The organism is Litoreibacter roseus, assembly GCF_009811795.1.
GTDB classification, from domain to species: domain Bacteria; phylum Pseudomonadota; class Alphaproteobacteria; order Rhodobacterales; family Rhodobacteraceae; genus Litoreibacter; species Litoreibacter roseus.
The window spans coordinates 1311421-1331094 of the sequence record NZ_BLJE01000002.1; the positions used below are offsets into that span (position 1 = coordinate 1311421).

Consider the following 19674-nt stretch of genomic DNA (forward strand, 5'->3'; position numbering starts at 1 on the left):
ATAATTTTATGGAACCGCCCTGCAATGAATCCAAACCTGTTAAAGACTTTTGTCGCAGTGGCTCGGTCCGGGTCGATCACACGGGCGGCTGACCGGCTTAACGTGACCCAGCCCACTGTCACCGGGCACATTCAGTCCTTGGAGGCGCAATTTGAGGCCCCGCTGCTGGAACGCGGCGCCCGCGGTGTCACGCTGACAGACGCGGGCGAAGAACTGTTGCGCGATGTGGCGGGCCATCTTGAGGCCGCAGAAGGTGCTTTTGAGCGCCTGCGGTCGCGATCGACAGCGATCAAAGGCACTGTGCGCTTTGGCGGTCCCGCCGAGTTCATCGGTGAGAAGCTTCCACCGGTGTTCGCGGCCTTGGCCCGTGCCGGTCTGGACCTGCGGATTACGCTAGGTGGGCGTGAACGGATTTCGGCTGCATTTCAGGGCAACTTGATTGATCTAGGCATCACCGCTTCGGAACCGCAGAGTCCTGCCTTGGGGTTTGCGCCCGTGTTTCAGGAACGGCTGATATTGGTGGCATCCCCTGCCGTGGCCCGTGTGACAGAACGTCAGGGCATCACCAAAGACACGTTTCCTGATCTGGACTTCGTGGCCTATGACAAAGCCCTACCGCTCGTTCGGACATATGGGATCGCGGTTTTTGGCGTCAGCATCGAAAACCGGGCGGTGGTTGCTGCGCCCAGTTTGACACTTGTGCGGGACGTTGTGGCGGCTGGGATGGGGGTCAGCGTTCTGCCATCCTATTTGTGCCAACCCGCGCTTGCGTCAGGCGCGTTGGTTCAAATCCACAAGCCCGCGCGCGTTCCGATCAACGAACTTTTTCTGGTCTGGCGCAAAGAAGCCTTGCGACAACCAAGGATCGCGTTGGCACGGGATAGATTTGTCGGCGCCCTGTCTGAAATTGACCAACTCTGAGGTTTGCCAATCGCTCAGACCGCAAAGCGTGCACGGTTTCGTAACACGAAATCGGTCGTATGATCTACGAAAGCCCGAACACGCGCCGTTTTGCGCAGGTCGCCGTGAAGCAGGATCCAGATGGACCGGTTCAGTTCCGCTTCGACGCCGGGGACGCGCACCAATCTGGGGTCCGTGTCGCCCAAGAAGGCCGGGATCCAGATCATGCCGACGCCGTGGGCCGCGGCCTCCATCTGGGGATAAATTTCCGGTAGGATGTGGCGGGCGGGCGCATTTGGAAAGGGGCTGTCTGCCACCCAATCCGTGTTCGCCGAAAAGCCGATCCAAGACGCCTCGGCCCCGTCGCCGATGGTCAGGTTCGGTCGCGCTGCCAGATAGTCCGGTGAGGCGAAGGCGCAGATCGTATATTGAACCAACCGCCGCCCGATCAAATCATCATCCACGTCGTAGGCCACACGAATGGAAACGTCTGCCTCGGCCCGGGCGAGGTTCGAAACCTTGTTGGTAGAGATCAACTCAATCTCGATGTCAGGATAGGCCTGCGCAAAACTGGCGAGGATCGGGGCCAGAAAGGACTGGGTGAAGGATGGCGGGATGCTGACCCTCACGGTTCCCGATGGGTTTGCGTCCAGACCGAAAAGCTTTCGCTCGATCTGTTTCGTTTGACGTTCTATCTCTTGCGCATGTGTCAGCAGCGTCTCGCCTGGCTGGGTCATAGAGAGCCCCTGTATGGACCGCTCAAAGAGCCGTGTGCTGAGTGACGTCTCAAGCCCATCGATGGCCCGTCGTACAGTTGCATGACTGACGCCCAAGGTCTGAGATGCGCCCCTGAGCGATCCCGACCGGACGATGGCCAGAAAGATACGCAATGTGTCCCAGTCGAAATTCTTCAACGTCCTGTCTTTGTCTATGGATCGTTTTTGATCCGCGATGGATGGATATAGGCAGTAACCTTCAAGAAATATGTCCGCTATTCATGGGCGCGTCACACGAGGTTTGCAAGAACCCGCCACAGGTTGTGCGAGTGACCGGACGACATATGCCGATCGCGGCATGTATATTGATTGAAGCTACGTGAGGACGGCGCGCTATGTCAGAGACAGAGATCACAACCGCGCCTTTCGAGGTATTGGACACCTTGGCCCGACACAAACCCGCTTGGAGAAGAAGAGATCCGATATACACAACCGCCATTCTCACGTGATGATCGCTGACTTGTTACGGCGGGGCGGAATATTACTCTGTCATCCGGCCGCAAAAGCCCGCTACGTATCAGTGCTCGGGCCAATGCTTGCGCGCATTGAGAAACGCCTCGGATTTTTATTTGAGCACATCCGCAATATTGCCAGCCGAGTGCCTTCTCTCACAGATTGCATTTTAGCGAAGGAGACCCTCAGATGAATCAGGTTTTCAAAGAAGCACAGCCTTCGCCGAACGAAATTTTGGAATTGTTTCAGGATGTTCGCGAACAAACAGATCGGTTGGTCGCTCCGCTGACACCAGAAGATATGATGCTTCAGTCCATGGAGGATGCGAGCCCGGCAAAGTGGCATCTGGCGCATACGACGTGGTTTTTCGAGGAATTCATACTTAAACCTCACGCGCCCAGCTACACGTCCCCCGACGAGCGTTTTGCGTTTTTGTTCAATTCTTACTACGTGCAGGCTGGACCGCGTCACGCACGGGACAAACGGGGGCTTGTGTCGCGGCCCGGAGTGGATGCGGTGCGTGCATATCGTGACCATGTCGAGGGCTCTCTGGCCGATCTGATCGACAGCGGGGCCGGTGACGCGGAAACCATTGTGTCGTTGACCGAATTGGGCTGTCATCATGAGATGCAGCATCAGGAATTGCTGGTCACTGACCTCCTGCACGGTCTGTCCCATAACCCCTTGATGCCCGCGTACCGCGAACCGGAACCGCTTGCGATCAGCGAGGAGGTGCCGCTTACATTCACGAAACATGACGGTGGTCTCTTTGAGATCGGCCACTACGGAGACGGGTTTGCCTATGATTGCGAAGGGCCCCGGCACAAAACCTACGTGGCGCCGTTTCAACTGGCCGATCGGCCGGTCAGCAACCGTGACTGGATCGCGTTCATCGAAGACGGCGGATATAGCAAACAGCCGCTGTGGCTGATGGAGGGCTGGGCCGTATCTCAGGCCGAAGGCTGGGACGCGCCACTTTATTGGTGGCAGCAGGATGGTGCATGGTGGTCTTACACATTGCGCGGCCCGCAACCGGTGAACCTTGACGCTCCTGTCGTCCATGTCAGCTACTACGAAGCGGATGCATTTGCGCGGTGGGCCGGGGTGCGCCTGGCCAGTGAAGTGGAATGGGAGCTGGCCGCGCGCGACACAGTTATCGAGGGCAACTTCATGGAAAGCGCCGCATTCCGGCCATTGCCCGCGGGGTCTTTGTGGGGGGATGTCTGGGAATGGACGCAAAGCCCCTTTACGCCCTATCCTGGCTTCCGCCCGCCTGAGGGTGCATTGGGCGAATATAACGGCAAGTTCATGGTCAACCAGATGGTGCTGCGTGGCGGATCCTGTGCAACCCCGAAACTTCAGATGCGCCCGACCTACAGAACATTTTTCTACCCTCATCAGAGGTGGCAGATGCTGGGTCTGCGGCTGGCAAAGGATGCAGATCAATGAACAAACCGCTGACGGAAAACACCGAATTTATCACGTCGTCTTTGAACGGGCTGCAATCTGACCCCAAAACGCTTCAAAGCAAGTGGTTCTACGACCCCGCGGGCAGCGCCTTGTTCGAAGAGATCACGCAATTGCCAGAGTACTATCCGACCCGGACGGAGCTTTCGATTTTGGAGGCCGAGGCCGACGCTCTTGCCGGTTTCCTGCGAGATGGTGCCGCGCTGGTCGAGCTGGGCAGCGGTGCCAGCGTAAAGACACGACTGCTGCTGGACGCAGCGCCGCAGCTTGGTCACTACGTGCCTCTCGATATCTCGGCGCAGTTTCTGAAACAAAGCGCGGCTGATCTTGCGCGGGACTATCCTGCGCTTGAGGTCCAACCGATTGTGGCTGATTTCATGAGGGACGTGGTCTTCCCACCGGCATTGGAAAACGCATCAAAAGTAGCCTTCTTCCCGGGATCGACTCTCGGAAATCTGGATCAGGGTCAGGCAGTTGAGTTGTTGGCAAAGGTCGGCGCTTGGCCCGGGATCGACAGCTTCATTTTGGGACTTGATCTCGTGAAAGACACAGAGGTCTTGATAAATGCCTACAATGACAGCGCCGGGGTGACTGCGGCCTTCAACCTGAACCTGCTTCGCAGGCTTAATCGGGAGGCTGGAGCGACCTTCGATCTGGTGAATTTTGCCCATGATGCCCGCTGGAATGAAAGCGCCCAGCGGATCGAAATGCATCTGGTCAGCAAACGCGCTCATGACGTGACAATCGGTGAGGCGACTATCTCATTTCAGGAAGGCGAGAGTATTCATACGGAAAACAGCCATAAGTACACCGCAGACTCAATTCGTGATATTGCAAAGACGGCAGGCTGGCAGGTGACAGAGATGTTGTTAGACCCCAAGGAATTCTTTGCCGTGTCCGTCCTGAAGCGGGCGATCTAACCGCCCCGAGGTGCCTTCAGGAACTGATCAGAAGCTCTTCCCCAAAGAACCGGGTAAGGGCGGTGACACGGAATGGCTTTTCGATCACGTCATGTACTGCGACTGCGTTGAGGTCGGCGGATTCGTAGCCTGAGCAGAAAAGAACCTTCGTACCCTTCTCTTGAAGCTCTTTGCCCAGCCCAATGCTTTTCTCGTTGCGCCCAAGATTGACATCGAGAAGCGCGTAATCGAACGCGTTCCTAGCTATCAGATCACGCGCGCCCTGGAGCGTATGGGTGGAAAAAACCTCTACGTCGAAGGTAAGCCGTATGCTGTCCGCCATTTCGAGGCATACGAACACCTCATCTTCCAAGTAGAGCAGTTTAGTTTTCAAAGAGGTTGAACTGTCCGTCATCTTGTTTTTCTTCTAGTTCGTCGGCATTGATCGTAAGAACACAGGAAACCCCAGCGGGTTCCCAACTCATTTTGACTTTACCGCGCAAACTTCCCTCTATTGTCGACGAAATAAGTGTCGTGCCGAAGCCGGCCCCGTCCGGCTTGGTCACGGTCGGCCCGCCGCGTTCCTTCCAAGTGAAGATGAACACGTCTTCGGTGCCATCGTCCTGACGCACCCAAGACAGTTCGACATGCCCGGTGTCGTTTGAAAATGCACCGTATTTTGCGGCATTGGTCGCAAGTTCGTGGACCGCCATGCCAAGCGACAGAGCCGCACGTGAATTGATTGGAAAGTTACGCCCCTTCAAGGTCACCCGGTCTGTCCCGTAAACGGCGGTCAGCTCGGGCTCCAACACATTCAATAAGGGTGCCGAGGTCCAGTTCGAGCGAGTCAAAAGCTGATGGGTCTGTGCCAGCGCCTCCAACCGTTTCGACAGGTCCTCAAGTAGAGGCTTGTCAGCCGTCGCAATCCGTTCGGTGCGGGAGACCAACGCCATGACGTTGGACAGCATGTTTTTGACCCTGTGTTGAAGCTCATGCATGACACGTTTCAACTCAGCCGCAGTTCTGACCTGTTCGGTTACGTCCCGTACATTGACCCCCACTGACGACACGACGCCGTTGTAAACGACAGGATACCAATCAGTGTCCCAGATCCGCTCATCTTCGGGATGTGCAGCGGTGTAGCCGGTCACGCGCAACCCTTCGAGTGCGACACCCGTTTCGAAAACACTGATGGCAGGTCTATTCACCTGCTCGCGGAGGCCCGGCACGATGTCATCCATGCGTTTACCCATATGCGCTTCTACGGACGTGCCGTTGATTTCTGCCAGACCCGGATTCACGCGGATATAGCGCAGATCATGGTCCAGCAATGCCATCGCTTGCGGCGTAACGCGGTACAATTCCTCGATCTCGGCGACGCCCTGTTTCACCAGTTCAGCGTTTCTTTCGGCCTCCAGTGCATATTGCCGCAGTTCCGTTATGTCGATGCAGGTGAACACCACGCCGCCATCGCCTACCTTGTCAGAACGGTAGGGAACGACACGCACGCGGTAGAAGTTTTCGCCGGACTTATCCTCAAATTCCTCTTCAAGGGCCATTCCGCGTTCCGAGACAGTGCTACATATCTCGATCAGCCGGTCTATATCGATACTGCTTCCAATATCGCTGAGCGCCCGTCCAATGTCCTGTTTGGCAAATCTGAATAGATTTTTTGCGTCAGGGGTAAATCTGCGCAGTTTGAGCGAACTGTCCAAGAACACCGTCGCGATCTGCGTGCTTTCAATCAACCCCGACAGATCAGCATTGATATCGCGGATCTCAAGTATCTTGCTGTTCAACTCGTCGTTGGACGTTGTGAGCTCTTCGTTTGCAGACTGAAGCTCCTCGTTCATCGACATCATCTCTTCGTTGGAACTCTTGAGTTCCTCGTTGGATGTTTCGAGTTCCTCGATGGTCGTCCGGATCGTCTGGCGGGCATTGTCCAACTCTAGCTCAAGCTCTTGGGTGTAGGCTCGGCTTGCGTCACCTTCGGGCAAAAGGGGCCGTTCATCCTGTCCGCCGGAAAGATAATGGTCCTTCAGAACCAGCAATTGCTGGTCGTCGTTAAGCAACTTTCGACTTACCTCAAGCCGGACGACTTTCCCGTCGATCTCTCCTTCGTGGTAGAGGGATGTCACATCGCCGGGGGCCAACTTGGTGTTGATCAGCCGACGCACTGTTGGCTCAAGTTCGGGCCGGATCAATTTCGTGATCGACAGCTTCGCGGATCCCCCTTTCATCTTGAGGTACTTGGCCGCCGCGTCCGATGCATAGACCAGATCGCCAATGTGGCTGAGGAACAGAAATGGCGGCGCAAAATCTGTCAGAATGGCTTCGGCAAAAGGCTCGGACAGAACACTTGAAGCCGACGGATCGCGGCCCATGGGGCTTTGCTGCGGAAGAAACCCGCCCATACGCGGGAGGTTCAGCTTCACGGACGGGCCCGGGCGACGGGTAAAGATCCGGTGAGCGCGGTGGGATTCCTCAAACAGGTTATCGTCGCCAGTCAGGCTTTCGCTGGTTCCCAACAGCAAGTGACCGCCGGGTTTCAGCGCATATTGAAAGACCCGCATCGCGGATTTCTGCATTTCACTGCTGAAATAGATCAGCACATTCCGACATGAAATCAGATCGATGCGGGCAAAGGGTGGATCTTTGCACAAGCTCTGGTTTGAAAATCGCACCATATCGCGCAATGCTGTGCCGACTTCGTAACCGTCAGAGCGGGACCTGAAGTACTTTGCCAGAAGATCGCCGGGAATCTCATCGGCAATGGTGTTGGGATATTGGGCGAGCCGGGCAACACGCAGGGCGTCATCATCAATATCTGTGCCGAATATAGAAACCTGCGGCGCAACCTCGGTCCGTTCCAGCGCTTCGCTGATCAACATACCGATGGTGTAGGCCTCCTGCCCGGTCGAACACCCGGGGACCCAAACCCGGATTTCCTGATCGCGCCCTCGGCCCTCGACCAATTTCGGGATGACGTCGGCTTGCAAAGCTTCGAAAACGTCAGGATCCCGGAAAAAGCTGGTGACGTTGATCAGGATGTCCTTGAACAGGCGCGAGGCTTCATCCGAGTTTTCGACCAGACGTCGGATGTAGCTGTTTGCATCGCTGATCCCCAGAACGGACATGCGCACTGCGATCCGGCGCAGCAACGTGGCGGGTTTGTAGGAACTGAAGTCATGGCCGGTGCGATACCGAATATGTTTCGTGACGCGTTCCAGAAACTCGACGCTGGTAAGCGTATCAACCTCAACGTCATCCATGTTCGCGAAATAGTCGTTGAGGGCGGATACCATTTCGCCCACGGGAAGGACGAGATCATAGGCGGATGTCTCGATCGCGCTGCGCGGCATCCCATCGTATTTCGCCTCTTCGGGTTCCTGCACAAAGACCAGACCACCGCCTTCCTTGACGGCCTTCACCCCATTGCTGCCGTCACTTCCGGTTCCTGAAAGCACGATGGCCACGGCTTCGGACTTCTGGTCTGCGGCAAGGCTTTCAAAAAGCGCATCAATCGGTCTGCGGCGCCCGCGCGGATGCTCGAATTCGGTGCTGATCAGCATGCCGTCCTTGATGGTCAGGGACTGACCCGGCGCGATCAGGTAGATATGCTGCGCCTCGATCTTCTGTTTTTCCCCCACTGTGACCACCGGCGTTTCTGTCCGTTTGGACAGAAGTTCGGCCAGAAGGCTCTCTTGATCCGGATCAAGGTGTTGGACGACGACAAAGGCGAAGTTGTGCGCCGAGGGCAGGCCCGCGATGAACCCCTGTAGCGCTTCTAGGCCGCCAGCGGACGCACCAATCCCTACAATCTGAAGCGCGGACGCGACAGAGGATACAACTGAATTGTCGTTCACGGTGGGCCTCACGGTTAACTGGGCTAACTTTCCCCAAAGGACATTTTCGTATAGTTTACAGAAAGTAAAAAGGAGAAATGCGCTGATCGATAGCATTACTGAGCGTACGGCGAAAAATCTCGAGGACAGTCCAATTGCTATCACAGTGGCGGACCCGAAGGTTGAAGATATGCCGATCGTCTTCGCGAATAAGGCCTTTTGCAATCTGAGCGGTTATGACCGCCAAGATGTAATTGGGCGAAATTGCCGATTTTTACAGGGCGCCCATGAAAACGCTGAAGCGCGCGAAGAGATACGCAGCGCGCTGGCTGCAAATCAAAGCGTTCAGGTCGTGTTGAATAATACGACCGCCGACGGGTATGATTTTCAGAATCTTTTATTCTTGGAGCCGATCAAGGATCGATCTGGCGCACTGAGATTCTATATTGGATCGCAGTTTGCCGTCAGGCCACAGGACACCGCCAGGTATCTGGAACGTCACACCGCATCACTGGATTCCACAATTTCGCACTTGTTAAAGTTGAACCACAATCTGCGGCGTGAAAATCAAAAGAACCTTGCTCGATCAGCCCGTATGGTCTTGGAGAATTCGTTGCTTCACAAGGACATCTAAGCGCCGCCCGTGGCAACAAACGTGGATTGAAAATGCAAAAAGCGCCCCAGAGGGCGCTTCTTTTGCATCAATTGTTTGACTTTGGAGCGGGCGATGAGATTCGAACTCACGACCCTAACCTTGGCAAGGTTATGCTCTACCCCTGAGCTACGCCCGCATCCTTAGTGTCGCGTGAGATATAAACTCTGGGTCCGCCCTGCAAGGGAAAAATAAGGTCTAGCCAGGATTTTCTATGCGGCCGCAACGGGGCTCACCATTCGGCGCCAATCCTGTCTTGGGATCAGAGCTCAATGCCATCCACGACCGGGCCATCCGGTGGCGTTGGTCTATCCGGACCGAAGGGCGTGTCCCGATCCGGCGCAGCTTCAGACGGATCGCGCTTGCGGATGATGATGTCGCCGTTCGGCAAGACCTCGGGCGGATGATATCCGGGCACATCCCTTAGCTGGTCAGCGAAATCGCGCATCAAAGGCATCAACGGTTCAGCCAAACCACGAAACTGCTCAAGGATTTCAGGGATGCCTGGGACGTCCTGCTCGTCCTGCGCATGGGCTGTGCCGGTCAAAACGACGAGGCTTATGGCAAGGGCACGCATCATGATACCAATGTAGGCATGTCAGAGCGCGATATCCAGCGTCACGGGGAAATGGTCAGACGCGGTCAGAAGCGCGTTGCGCAGCGTCTCGTCTTTCCAACAGGTCGGATCGTCGAAGGGATGCCAGATCCGCCAATCTGGACGTTTGGCTGTCAGGTCAGCCGAGGTCATCACGTAATCTAGCAAGGCATTTAGATAACGTTTCTGGTGACGGACGTAAAACCGCGATGTTGCATAAGGCGCGCCGATACGCTGGCTCAGCGCGGCGGCGGCATGGGGGTCATGAAGCTGCATGTCTGGGGGTGCCTGATGACCAAGGACAATCTCGACACCGGAGCGCCCAAAGAGCTTCTCGTATTCGTCCAGACCTGGCCCATCGTTGAAATCGCCGAGGACGATCAATGGTGTCTTGGCGTGCAAATATCGTTCGACCCGTTCACGAAGCCACACGCACTGGGCCAGTTGCTTGCGGCGGTTCGAAATTGAAATGCGCATCACCTCGGCGTCCCCGCGTGCACCATGCGGGGCCTTGGATTTGGCATGCACGCCGATCATTCGAAAAGTTGATCCGCCGACAGTTTCAAGCATGACCTCAAGTGGGGGCTTTGACCACACGATGGCGTCTTCCTGCGCGTCGATATCAATATCCAGCCGGAACGCGCCATCAAACCTTGGCACGTCGTCGGGGGCATCGCTGCCGGCGGGGTCGTGAAGGGCTGTCAGTGTGTCAGGATCGTAAAGCAGAATGATTTCCTGCTGTGTTTGGTTGGTGAACCCGCTTAAAGCTGCCCGTGTCCGCAAATTGAAATGTCGCGCAAATCGTTCCAGCGCCACCCGCCCGTCGCGGCCATCGGCAATGTCTGGTGCCTCGATCACCATGACGGCGTCTGCATCGAGCGTGCGGAAAACATGACCAAGAGCGTCCGTTTGTGCGGCCCGTGTCACGTCTCGGCGGCTGGACCAGTTTCCATCATTGTAAAGTGACCCGTCATCGGCAAAGAGCGAGTTGAACCACTCGACGTTATACGTCGCCAGTCTCATAAGCGCGTGTTGCGGAGCCTAGGCGGCACGGTCGGCGACGATCTCATCCCACGCCTCATTGATCGCGATTAGGCGCTTTTCTGCAAGCCGTATGGCCTCTTCCGGGACCCCCCGTGAGATCATGAGGTCAGGATGCGCTTCCCGAACCAGAGCGCGCCAGCGCGCCCGGATATCGTCCAGCGCGGCGTCCGCTGGGATGCCAAGCACCGTATAGGGGTCACGTCTGGCGTCAGGCACGAACCGGGCCCGCATACATCGGAAGTCGCTTTCCGACATGCCGAAAATCAGTGCAACTTCACGCAGGAAAGCATTTTCAGCCCGATGATAATCGCCATCGGCCAGCGCGATATGGAACAACCCTTCCATCAGGTCCGATAAAGCTGCGGGTTGATCTGTGAACATTGCTGCAATTTTGCGGGCGTAGCTGTCAAACCCCGCAACATCCTGACGGGCAAGGTTGAACACGCGCGCCGCGCTTTCGGAATCGGCCTGCGGGATGTCGAACACTTCACGAAAGGCTGCAACTTCGTCGCGCGTCACCAGACCGTCGGCCTTGGCCATCTTCGCCCCAAGCGCAATCACAGCAATCGCAAATCCGACGGAGTGCTCGGGTTCTGTTCGCAACTTGTCAAAAATCGCGCTTAAGCCTTCGCCATTTGCGAGGGCTGCGAGTGCGTCTGTTATGCGTTGCCAGATCGTCATCTGTCAGAGACTAAAGGATTTAATGAGCTTTGTCAGAGGATTCTGAACCGCGACCTACAAGTTGTAAACTAGACGGCGATGGCGTGCTCAACGCAGTGTGACGTCCCCGCGTGGTGTTGTGAAAGTCGCTTCAAGTGCAGGCGTGACCGCCTTCCTGAATGCGATGGTGCCCGGCGCAAGGCGCGTGTTGAGGCGCTCGGCTATCTCATCAGCAGCGGGATGGTGCAGAACAAGGGTGTCAAGCCGAATGCCCTCGTCTGGCAGCCTTGGTGCGGGTAAGGGGCCATTCCATTCGATCAGCGCAGGTCCCCAGCCGCCCCAAGGAAGAATGCCACTGTCCGGGACCGCCATTTTCCACCGCAGATCGCCGCGCTCCAAAGAAATGGCGGGGCCAAACTCAGGTCCTAGTTGCCGCAGGGCACCTTCGATATCGTCCGTTTGCAGTGCCCAGTTCATCAGGCGAGGTGGCCCCTCGAACGCATCAAGATTGAACCAGCGCCGACGTCCTGGCGCGGGGGCATCAGGATCTACGGCAATTACTTCGAAATACAGATCAGGCCCAAGGTTCAGAAGCTGGTTATGGGTGCTCATGGCCGCATGTTTGCCGCCCGGTGCAAGCTTGGTGTCGAGGCGTTTTTCCATTGCCGCCACGCCGTCCGAAAGAACGTCGCAAGAGACGGCGAGATGGTCGAGTTTGAAAAGGGACATGGGCCAAGCGATAGGATAAGCCGTATGGGATGACAAGGCAGAGGGCACGCCGTGACAGATCAGGCGGATCAAAAGGCGCGCGCACGGCGGGCGGCATTCGCACGACGCAAAACAGCGAAATCCATCGAACATGATGATGCGGCTTGCGGGCATCTGCTGGAGGTTTTGCGGACAGACGTTGGCAAACCGGTCGCGGGGTATATGCCGATCCGAACCGAAGTTGATCCGCGCCCGGCCATGGCGGCGATGGCGAGGACAGGCCCGGTGGGTGTTCCGGTGATCGAGGCCGCCGACACCCCCCTAAGATTTCGCAGATGGACGCCGGACAGTGAGATGATCGACGGCCCGTTTGGTGCAAAAGTGCCTGTGTCGGGGTCTTGGATCACGCCCGCCGTGCTTATTGTGCCGCTTTTGGCGTTTGACAGATCCGGCGCACGTCTGGGCTATGGGGGCGGTTTCTACGACCGGACACTCGCACTTTTGCGCCAAACCGCACCCGCGTTGGCCGTAGGCTTCGCATTCTCCGCACAGGAGGCTGACGCTCTGCCCACGGAACCGACAGACGAACGCCTTGATATGGTCGTCACCGAGGCAGGCGTGATCCGGTTCTGATTGCCAATTCCGCGCGATCGGCCTAGTCGGGGTATATGAGACTCCTTTTTCTTGGTGACGTGATGGGACGCGCAGGGCGCGCGGCAATTACAGAACGTTTGCCCAAACTGCGCGCGGACCTCCGCCTCGATTTCGTCGTGGTCAACGGCGAGAATGCGACATCCGGCAATGGACTGTCCGGTGATCACGCGAAGGACCTGCTTGCTGCAGGGGCCGACTGCATCACGCTCGGCGATCACGCCTTCGACCAGCGTGATATGCTGTCCTTCATCGAGAAAGAGCCGCGCATCATCCGTCCGCTCAACTTTGCCAAAGGCGCACCGGGGCAAGGCGCGCGGGTTTTCGATGCGCCCGGTGGGCGTAAAGTTCTGGTGACACAAGTGCTGGGGCAGGTGTTTATGAAGCGCCCATTTGAGGATCCGTTTGGGCAGCTTGAGCAGGTTCTGAAAAAGCATCCTTTGGGCGGTCTGGTGAATGCAACTGTTGTTGATGTGCATTGCGAGGCTACGTCCGAGAAGATGGCGATGGGCCACTGGTGTGATGGCAGAGCGTCGATCTGCGTAGGCACTCACACCCATGTTCCCACGGCGGATGCGATGATCATGCCGCAGGGCTGTGCCTACCAAAGCGACGCAGGAATGTGCGGGGACTACAATTCTGTGATCGGGATGGAGAAGGCGGAGCCCATGCGCCGTTTCGTGACCGGAATGGTCAAAGGTCGCTTCAATCCTGCGACGGAGGAGGCCACGCTGTCCGGGCTCTATGTGGAAACCGATGATCGCACCGGGAAAGCGAACCGCGTCGAGATGGTGCGCGAGGGTGGGACACTTCAGTCGGCGCTGCCGAACTGAGTGCAAATTTGCGGCATAGCCCAACTGATCCCGCTTCTATATTCACATCTCAATATCTGGACACGCCTTTATGCTCGGGAGAGATTGTCTGAATGGAATTGATTGAGATGTCTCAGACCAACGAGGCCATCTTCGCGCTGTGTGTGGTGGCGGGGATGTTCGCTTTGTTCGTGCGCGAGGTATATCCGACCGAAGTCGTTGCCATCGGCGGGGCCGCGATCCTCTTGGTGGCCGGTGTCTTGCCCTATGGGCGGGCGTTGGACGTGCTGTCGAACCCTGCGCCCTGGACGATCGCTGCGATGTTCATCGTGATGGGGGCGTTGGTGCGGACCGGCGCGCTGGATTGGTTTACCCAGATTGCCGACCGGAATGCAGCGACACGACCGGCTCTCGCAATGGCGGGCCTGCTGGCGTTTGTCATTTTGTCGTCTGCCATTGTGTCAAATACGCCCGTCGTTGTTGTCATGATCCCCGTTTTTGTCCAGCTCAGCCGCACCATGGGGATCAGCGCATCGCGTCTTTTGATCCCGCTCAGCTACGCGGCGATCCTTGGCGGAACGCTCACGCTGATCGGAACCTCCACCAACCTGCTGGTCGACGGCGTGGCGCGCGCCAACGGGATGGAGCCATTTACCATCTTCGAGGTTACGCCCCTTGGTATTGTTTTGGTCATTTGGGGCATGATTTATTTGCGTTTCATCGGGCCGCGGCTGCTGCCCGAACGCGATAGCATGGCGGCACTGCTCTCCGGCCAGTCGCGCAAGAAATTCTTTTCCGAGGCGGCCATTCCGCCTGACAGCAACCTGATCGGGCGCGAGGTTTTGGGCGTTCAGTTGTTCAAGCGCGATGGCGTGCGACTGGTTGATGTGATCCGCGGGGACCAGTCCCTGCGTCGTGATCTCAAATCTGTCACGCTGCAAACCGGTGACCGCGTGGTTTTGCGAACCGAGATGACCGAACTCTTGTCGCTACAGGCCAACAAAGAGCTCAAGCGGGTGGACCAATTGTCTGCCGTCGAGACGACGACAGTTGAGGTGCTGATTTCTCCCGGCTGCAAGATGGTGGGCCGCTCGTTGGGATCCATGCGGCTGCGGCGTCGCTATGGTGTCTACCCGCTGGCCGTCCATCGCAGAAATCAAAACATCGGCAGCCAATTGGATGACCTTATTGTCCGTGTTGGCGATACATTGCTGCTGGAAGGCGCACCCGAGGATATTAATCGGCTGGCCGAAGACATGGACCTTGTCGATGTTTCGAAGCCGTCTGCCCGTGCATTTCGTCGGTCCCACGCGCCGATCGCCATCCTCGCACTCTTCGGGCTGGTTACATTGGCAGGGCTGGGCTTCGCACCAATCTTTGCTCTCTCTTTTGTGGCTGTGGCCATCGTCCTTCTGACCCGCTGCATTGACGCGGAGGAGGCGTTTTCTTTCGTTGACGGTCGCCTTCTGGCCCTGATCTTCGCAATGCTTGCCATCGGTACGTCGCTGGAGGCGTCAGGCGCGGTCGCATTGATCGTCGATCTTCTGGCGCCTTACATGATGGGCCTTCCCCCGTTCTTTGTGATCTGGGGCATCTACCTGCTGACGTCGGTTCTGACGGAACTGGTGTCCAACAACGCCGTCGCCGTCGTCGTGACACCCATTGCAATCGGCTTGGGCAATGCGATGGGAATGGACCCGCGAGCTCTGGTCGTGGCGGTCATGGTGGCGGCATCGGCCAGTTTTGCCACGCCCATCGGATACCAGACCAACATGCTTGTCTATGGTCCCGGCGGGTACAAGTTCACTGATTTCATGTGGATCGGTATCCCGTTGAACCTAAGCATGGGCATTCTGGCGTCCGCGATCATTCCGTTCATCTGGCCCGTATGACATGCGCCGCTTTCTGCTTTTCATCTGCGTTGCCGCGTTACTTTCGGGATGCACGCGCCTGCAAAACCGCTACTTTCCTGATCCGATTGACCGGATAGACCTGCCGCCACCGGCACCTCTTCAGGTTGCGCGGCCCCTCTTTGCCGTTCTTGAGGATGAGACCGTTTTGGTGGAAATGGCGGACGGCACGATTTGCCGCGCTGCCGCAGGCGGAAGCTTCGCTGCAGGCGGGTGGAGCGGGCGTCTGACCGAATGCCCCTATGCTTACCCGTACGAGGTGCGGCTTGCTGCGAGTGTCTTGCCAGGCCAAGTGCCGCTGGCCCCACGGCCCGAAGCGCAACAGCCTGCCAGCCAGACCACTGTTCCGTTCCGACCTCTGGTGGTGCTTCGGGTGACGGATGCCGCCCGGCGCAGCTATGAATTCTGGTCCGAAGAGGGGTTCTGACCACCTCTTGGCTATGCAGTTTTTGCAAGGCAGGTTTCGATCAATGTCAGTTGTTTTTAGTCATGTTAGCGCTCACATCCATGGCAACACGAAAGAGGGTATTGCCATGAATAAGTTGATCTCAGACCTGAAAACCGCCGCACATAAACGCGCCGTGTACCGTCAAACTCTGCGCGAACTGCGCGGGTTGAACATCGACACTGCCCTTGACCTCGATATTTATCAGGCCGACGCGCACAGGATTGCACGCCAGGCTGTCTACGGCGCCTGAGCCTCTGGCTGGCGCTCTTACAAGGGCCAGAAGACCAAGATTGCTGGAATAGAGACCGCGACCACTAGGATTTCCAGTGGCAGGCCCATCCGCCAATAGTCACCGAACCCGTAGCCGCCAGGGCCAAGAATGAGCGTATTGTTCTTGTGTCCGATGGGCGTGAGGAAGGCGCAGGACGCGGCCACCGCAACGGCCATCAGGAATGGATCGGGGTTGACCCCGAGGGACTGGGCCATCTGTATCCCGATGGGGGCGGCGACGATCGTGGTCGCCGTGTTGTTGAGCACATCCGACAAGGTCATCGTGACGACCATCAGCACGGTCAGAATGGCCCATGGTGGCAACCCACCCGTCAAATCCACCAGTGCGCCGGCAATCAGTTCCGTCCCGCCAGAGTTCTCCAGCGCCGCCCCAAGCGGGATCATGGAACCCAAGAGTACGACAACCGGCCATTCGATGTGATCGTAGAGTTCCGCAAGCGGAATAATCTTTAGCAGGACGAAAGATACGACCACCAGTCCCAGAGCGATGGGCAGATACAAAAGCCCAACGGATGCGGCAATCACTGCCAGCGCAAAGAGACCGATGGCCAGCCAGACTTTCTTGTCTGCGGTCACGGCCAGACCCCGATCTGCCAACGGAAGGCATCCGAGCCATTCGGTCACATCAGCCGCGCGGTCCTGCGGGACCAGTAGCAACAGAATATCGCCGGTCTTGACCTCGGTTTTGCGAACCTGCTCGCGGATCGCACGCCCGCGTCTGGAGATGCCCATAAGCACTGTCCGCTGCCGCCAGGACAGGCCGATCCGCTGTGCTGTACGCCCATTGATCCGGGACTGATCAGTCACCACCACTTCGATCACGCTCAGCCCGTTGCCGTCCGCGCGCAAAAGTTCTTCGCGCCGGGGGTCCGAAAAGTTCAATGATAACGCTGCCCGGAATTCATCCAGCGCGTCCGGTGTCGCTTCCAGAACCAGGATATCGTCGGCCTGAATGATGGTGTTGAACGCAGTTCCGTAGCGCCGCTTGCCGTCGCGGATCAGGCCCAGGATAGCAACGTCGTTCTTTTCGGCGGCCTCTTGGAGCGTTCCCAGACGTTCGCCGATGTGCTTGCTGTCCTCGGGCACGGTCAGTTCAGCGAGATAACAGCCATAGCCGTCCATCGGATCCCCTGCTGCACCCACGTCACTGCGGGCGGGGATCAATCGCCATCCGATAAGTGAAACGAAGAGCAATCCGGCGATCGCCGTCACACCGCCCACGGGCGCGAAATCGAACATCTTGAAGGACGCGCCAAGGGTATCCTCCCGGATGGTCGCAATGATGATGTTGGGCGGGGTCCCGATCAGCGTCACCATCCCCCCCAGGATCGTTGCGAAGCTCAGCGGCATCAGGCTCAGGCCCGGCTCGCGCCCGGCTTTGCGGGCTGTCTGAATATCCACCGGCATCAAAAGCGCGAGCGCCGCGACATTGTTCATGAAGGCCGACAGCACGCCACCGATAGCCCCCATCAGAGCGATATGACTGCCCAAGCTGCGGGCACTGTCCACCAGCGTCCGCGTGATTAGAAACACGGCCCCTGATCGGACCAGCCCTGCCGATACGACAAGAACCAGAGCGACCACCAATGTCGCGGGGTGGCCGAACCCTGCAAAAGCATCCTGTGTCTCGACCACGCCAAGCACAACGCCCAGCAAAAGGGCCGAGAACGCGACGATGTCGTAGCGCCAGCGTCCCCACAAAAGCAGCCCGAACACAGCGCCAAACAGCGCGAAAAGGATAATCTGATCTGTATTCATTACACTGCTCGTTTTGCTTCCGCGCATCTGACCCGGAACTGGACCGCAGCGCAATCCTTGCACATTAGGGGTGGCCTTGCGGCGGGACACGCCGCTGCTCTATAGAGAGCAAAACCACGTATGATCAATCGGAGAGACCCATGGCAGGCCACTCAAAATGGGCGAATATTCAGCATCGTAAGGGGCGTCAGGACGCTGCACGCTCCAAGCTGTTTTCGAAATTGGCAAAGGAAATCACCGTTGCCGCCAAGATGGGCGACCCTGATCCCGACAAGAACCCGCGCCTGCGCCTTGCGGTGAAAGAGGCCAAATCTCAGTCCGTCCCGAAGGATGTGATTGATCGCGCTATCAAGAAATCCCAAGGCGGTGATGCGGAAAACTACGACGAAATCCGCTACGAAGGGTACGGACCGGGCGGTGTGGCGGTAATCGTTGAGGCGATGACCGACAACCGCAACCGGACCGCTTCTACCGTGCGATCTACGTTCTCGAAAAACGGCGGAAACCTTGGGGAAACCGGGTCAGTCGGTTTCATGTTTGATCGGAAGGGCGCTGTCAGCTATGGCGCGGATGTAGGTGATGCAGACACCGTTATGATGGCCGCGATCGAGGCTGGGGCAGAAGATGTGGAAAGCTCGGAGGACGGGCACATAATCTATTGCGAGGCAAACGATTTGAATGAGGTGTCCACCGCGCTTGAGGTGGAACTGGGCGAGTCAGAATCGACCAAGCTGATCTGGCGACCGACGACGACGACCGAACTGGACCTTGAAGGCATGCAGAAGCTGATGAAGCTGATGGACGCACTGGAAGACGATGACGACATTCAGACCGTCACGGCAAATTTCGAGGCCTCCGACGAGGTGATGGAACAGCTTTAGTCCCGCGTACCGCCGCTCAGAGTGCCGGTCTGGATCAGCTGCATCTTTGCCTCGCGCTTTATCGCGCGGGTCAGGCCCGCCAGCGGTTTCGCCGCGATCCGACTTATCTGCCAATACAGTGGCACGTCCAGCGGAACAGTCTCGTCAATCGCCACAAGACGACCAGACTTTATGTGCGCTCCCACAAGCGCCGCCGGGTTCATCCCCCAGCCGATCCCCAAAAGAGCCGCATCAATGAACGCATGTGTGCTTGCCATGTAGTGGGTCGGCAGATCGATTTTCTTGCCCGTGATCTTCTGTACCCATTGCTTTTGCAGCGCGTCCTTTTGGTTGAATGTCATTGCGGGGGCCAACCGAAATGCCTCTGCCGTCGGTCCGTCCGGGAAATGCTTGGCAACGAAACCGGGGCTGGCCGTCGCGATGTAGCGTAAGTTGCCAAGTGCATGGATGTCAGATCCCTGAACCCGCGCACCTTTGCTTGTGAGCGCTGCTGACACGGCACTCTTCCGCAAAAGCTCGTCCGCGTGATCTTGATCGTCAATCAGAACGTCAAACAGCACACCGGATTGCCCTGCAAGCGCTGGCGGGATCCAAGTGGCCAAACTGTCCGCGCTTACTGCGATCCGGACCAAGGCATCCGATGGCCGCGCGACATTGAGATCTTCCGTCAGCCCCTTTTCCAGTACCGCGATCTGATCTGCATGGGCGACCAGCCGATGCCCGATCTCTGTCGGAGTGCACGGCGTCCCGCGATGGACAAGCACGGCGCCTATACGTTCCTCCAGCAGCCTGATCCGCTGAGAAATTGCGGAGGGCGTGACCCCAAGGCTCGCCGCTGCCAAGTCAAAACTGCCGGTTCGGCTGACGGCGCTGAGCGCTTGGAGAAGGGGGCGATCAAACATTAGAAATTTTAATGATAGAGTA

The 19674-nt window shown here is 57.5% G+C and carries 19 protein-coding genes and 1 tRNA gene; 10 read left to right on the top strand and 10 right to left on the bottom strand.

Going from position 1 to position 19674, the window contains the following annotated elements:
* The first annotated feature begins 24 nt into the window (after window positions 1-24).
* Window positions 25-921 carry a LysR family transcriptional regulator gene (locus tag KIN_RS13530; protein ID WP_159807762.1) on the top strand — a complete coding sequence of 299 codons (897 nt, stop codon included), beginning with the start codon at window positions 25-27 and terminating at the stop codon, window positions 919-921.
* Window positions 922-935: 14 nt separating this feature from the next.
* Here KIN_RS13530 and KIN_RS13535 read toward each other — a convergent pair whose 3' ends face one another.
* Window positions 936-1814, bottom strand: coding sequence for a LysR family transcriptional regulator (locus KIN_RS13535; protein ID WP_159807764.1), 879 nt, complete (start codon window positions 1812-1814; stop codon window positions 936-938).
* Between the two features lie 504 nt (window positions 1815-2318).
* Between KIN_RS13535 and egtB the strand changes: the two genes are divergently transcribed.
* Window positions 2319-3578 carry an ergothioneine biosynthesis protein EgtB gene (gene egtB / locus KIN_RS13540; protein WP_159807766.1) on the top strand — a complete coding sequence of 420 codons (1260 nt, stop codon included), beginning with the start codon at window positions 2319-2321 and terminating at the stop codon, window positions 3576-3578.
* Window positions 3575-4516: an L-histidine N(alpha)-methyltransferase gene (egtD, locus tag KIN_RS13545; RefSeq protein WP_159807768.1), complete on the top strand. Its 942-nt coding sequence runs from the start codon at window positions 3575-3577 to the stop codon at window positions 4514-4516. Before egtB ends, egtD begins: the two co-directional genes overlap by 4 nt.
* A 16-nt stretch (window positions 4517-4532) precedes the next feature.
* Here the strand turns inward: egtD and KIN_RS13550 are convergent, their stop codons facing one another.
* A complete protein-coding gene (locus KIN_RS13550; RefSeq protein WP_159807770.1) occupies window positions 4533-4910 on the bottom strand; it encodes a response regulator in 378 nt (125 codons plus the stop codon).
* The gene (locus tag KIN_RS13555) at window positions 4879-8361 is read right to left on the bottom strand and encodes a chemotaxis protein CheB (protein WP_243144920.1); all 3483 of its coding nucleotides are present in this window, start codon (window positions 8359-8361) and stop codon (window positions 4879-4881) included. The genes KIN_RS13550 and KIN_RS13555 overlap by 32 nt, the downstream gene beginning before the upstream one ends.
* Between KIN_RS13555 and KIN_RS13560 the strand changes: the two genes are divergently transcribed.
* A complete protein-coding gene (locus tag KIN_RS13560; RefSeq protein WP_279285265.1) occupies window positions 8351-8974 on the top strand; it encodes a PAS domain-containing protein in 624 nt (207 codons plus the stop codon). The two genes, KIN_RS13555 and KIN_RS13560, sit on opposite strands and share 11 nt — an antisense overlap.
* Window positions 8975-9056: 82 nt before the next feature.
* Here the strand turns inward: KIN_RS13560 and KIN_RS13565 are convergent.
* The 5 genes from KIN_RS13565 to KIN_RS13585 form a co-directional block, all read right to left on the bottom strand.
* Window positions 9057-9131 (bottom strand) — tRNA-Gly (locus KIN_RS13565).
* Between the two features lie 123 nt (window positions 9132-9254).
* Window positions 9255-9569 (bottom strand): hypothetical protein, encoded by a 315-nt coding sequence (locus KIN_RS13570; protein ID WP_159807774.1) that lies wholly within the window; start codon window positions 9567-9569, stop codon window positions 9255-9257.
* Between the two features lie 21 nt (window positions 9570-9590).
* Window positions 9591-10610, bottom strand: coding sequence for an endonuclease/exonuclease/phosphatase family protein (locus KIN_RS13575; protein WP_159807776.1), 1020 nt, complete (start codon window positions 10608-10610; stop codon window positions 9591-9593).
* 18 nt (window positions 10611-10628) lie between these two features.
* On the bottom strand, window positions 10629-11312 hold the full coding sequence (locus KIN_RS13580; protein WP_159807778.1) for a molecular chaperone DjiA: 684 nt from the start codon (window positions 11310-11312) through the stop codon (window positions 10629-10631).
* 87 nt (window positions 11313-11399) lie between these two features.
* Entirely contained in the window at window positions 11400-12020 is a 621-nt protein-coding gene (locus KIN_RS13585) for a VOC family protein (protein ID WP_159807780.1), read from the bottom strand.
* Window positions 12021-12071: 51 nt separating this feature from the next.
* On the opposite strand from KIN_RS13585, the gene KIN_RS13590 reads away from it, so the two are divergent.
* From KIN_RS13590 to KIN_RS22250, 5 genes are all read left to right on the top strand, one after another.
* Window positions 12072-12632 (top strand): 5-formyltetrahydrofolate cyclo-ligase, encoded by a 561-nt coding sequence (locus KIN_RS13590; RefSeq protein WP_159807782.1) that lies wholly within the window; start codon window positions 12072-12074, stop codon window positions 12630-12632.
* Between the two features lie 35 nt (window positions 12633-12667).
* Entirely contained in the window at window positions 12668-13483 is an 816-nt protein-coding gene (locus KIN_RS13595) for a TIGR00282 family metallophosphoesterase (RefSeq protein WP_159807784.1), read from the top strand.
* Between the two features lie 92 nt (window positions 13484-13575).
* Window positions 13576-15354 carry an SLC13 family permease gene (locus KIN_RS13600; RefSeq protein ID WP_159807786.1) on the top strand — a complete coding sequence of 593 codons (1779 nt, stop codon included), beginning with the start codon at window positions 13576-13578 and terminating at the stop codon, window positions 15352-15354.
* Window position 15355: 1 nt separating this feature from the next.
* Window positions 15356-15799, top strand: a complete 444-nt coding sequence (locus KIN_RS13605) for a hypothetical protein (RefSeq protein ID WP_159807788.1) — start codon at window positions 15356-15358, stop codon at window positions 15797-15799.
* Between the two features lie 106 nt (window positions 15800-15905).
* The gene (locus KIN_RS22250; RefSeq protein WP_174239121.1) at window positions 15906-16070 is read left to right on the top strand and encodes a hypothetical protein; all 165 of its coding nucleotides are present in this window, start codon (window positions 15906-15908) and stop codon (window positions 16068-16070) included.
* Between the two features lie 17 nt (window positions 16071-16087).
* Here the strand turns inward: KIN_RS22250 and KIN_RS13610 are convergent, their stop codons facing one another.
* Entirely contained in the window at window positions 16088-17869 is a 1782-nt protein-coding gene (locus KIN_RS13610; RefSeq protein WP_159807790.1) for an SLC13 family permease, read from the bottom strand.
* Between the two features lie 140 nt (window positions 17870-18009).
* Between KIN_RS13610 and KIN_RS13615 the strand changes: the two genes are divergently transcribed.
* Window positions 18010-18750 (top strand): YebC/PmpR family DNA-binding transcriptional regulator, encoded by a 741-nt coding sequence (locus tag KIN_RS13615; RefSeq protein WP_159807792.1) that lies wholly within the window; start codon window positions 18010-18012, stop codon window positions 18748-18750.
* Here KIN_RS13615 and KIN_RS13620 read toward each other — a convergent pair.
* Window positions 18747-19652: a LysR family transcriptional regulator ArgP gene (locus KIN_RS13620; protein ID WP_159807794.1), complete on the bottom strand. Its 906-nt coding sequence runs from the start codon at window positions 19650-19652 to the stop codon at window positions 18747-18749. The genes KIN_RS13615 and KIN_RS13620 overlap by 4 nt on opposite strands.
* Window positions 19653-19674 lie beyond the last annotated feature (22 nt).

Coding starts and splice junctions, on each gene's coding strand:
- KIN_RS13530 (WP_159807762.1), top strand. CDS start 25: ATGAATCCAAACCTGTTAAAGACTTTTGTCGCAGTGGCTCGGTCCGGG.
- egtB (WP_159807766.1), top strand. CDS start 2,319: ATGAATCAGGTTTTCAAAGAAGCACAGCCTTCGCCGAACGAAATTTTG.
- egtD (WP_159807768.1), top strand. CDS start 3,575: ATGAACAAACCGCTGACGGAAAACACCGAATTTATCACGTCGTCTTTG.
- KIN_RS13550 (WP_159807770.1), bottom strand. CDS start 4,910: ATGACGGACAGTTCAACCTCTTTGAAAACTAAACTGCTCTACTTGGAA.
- KIN_RS13570 (WP_159807774.1), bottom strand. CDS start 9,569: ATGCGTGCCCTTGCCATAAGCCTCGTCGTTTTGACCGGCACAGCCCAT.
- KIN_RS13575 (WP_159807776.1), bottom strand. CDS start 10,610: ATGAGACTGGCGACGTATAACGTCGAGTGGTTCAACTCGCTCTTTGCC.
- KIN_RS13580 (WP_159807778.1), bottom strand. CDS start 11,312: ATGACGATCTGGCAACGCATAACAGACGCACTCGCAGCCCTCGCAAAT.
- KIN_RS13585 (WP_159807780.1), bottom strand. CDS start 12,020: ATGTCCCTTTTCAAACTCGACCATCTCGCCGTCTCTTGCGACGTTCTT.
- KIN_RS13595 (WP_159807784.1), top strand. CDS start 12,668: ATGAGACTCCTTTTTCTTGGTGACGTGATGGGACGCGCAGGGCGCGCG.
- KIN_RS13600 (WP_159807786.1), top strand. CDS start 13,576: ATGGAATTGATTGAGATGTCTCAGACCAACGAGGCCATCTTCGCGCTG.
- KIN_RS13605 (WP_159807788.1), top strand. CDS start 15,356: ATGCGCCGCTTTCTGCTTTTCATCTGCGTTGCCGCGTTACTTTCGGGA.
- KIN_RS22250 (WP_174239121.1), top strand. CDS start 15,906: ATGAATAAGTTGATCTCAGACCTGAAAACCGCCGCACATAAACGCGCC.
- KIN_RS13610 (WP_159807790.1), bottom strand. CDS start 17,869: ATGAATACAGATCAGATTATCCTTTTCGCGCTGTTTGGCGCTGTGTTC.
- KIN_RS13615 (WP_159807792.1), top strand. CDS start 18,010: ATGGCAGGCCACTCAAAATGGGCGAATATTCAGCATCGTAAGGGGCGT.
- KIN_RS13620 (WP_159807794.1), bottom strand. CDS start 19,652: ATGTTTGATCGCCCCCTTCTCCAAGCGCTCAGCGCCGTCAGCCGAACC.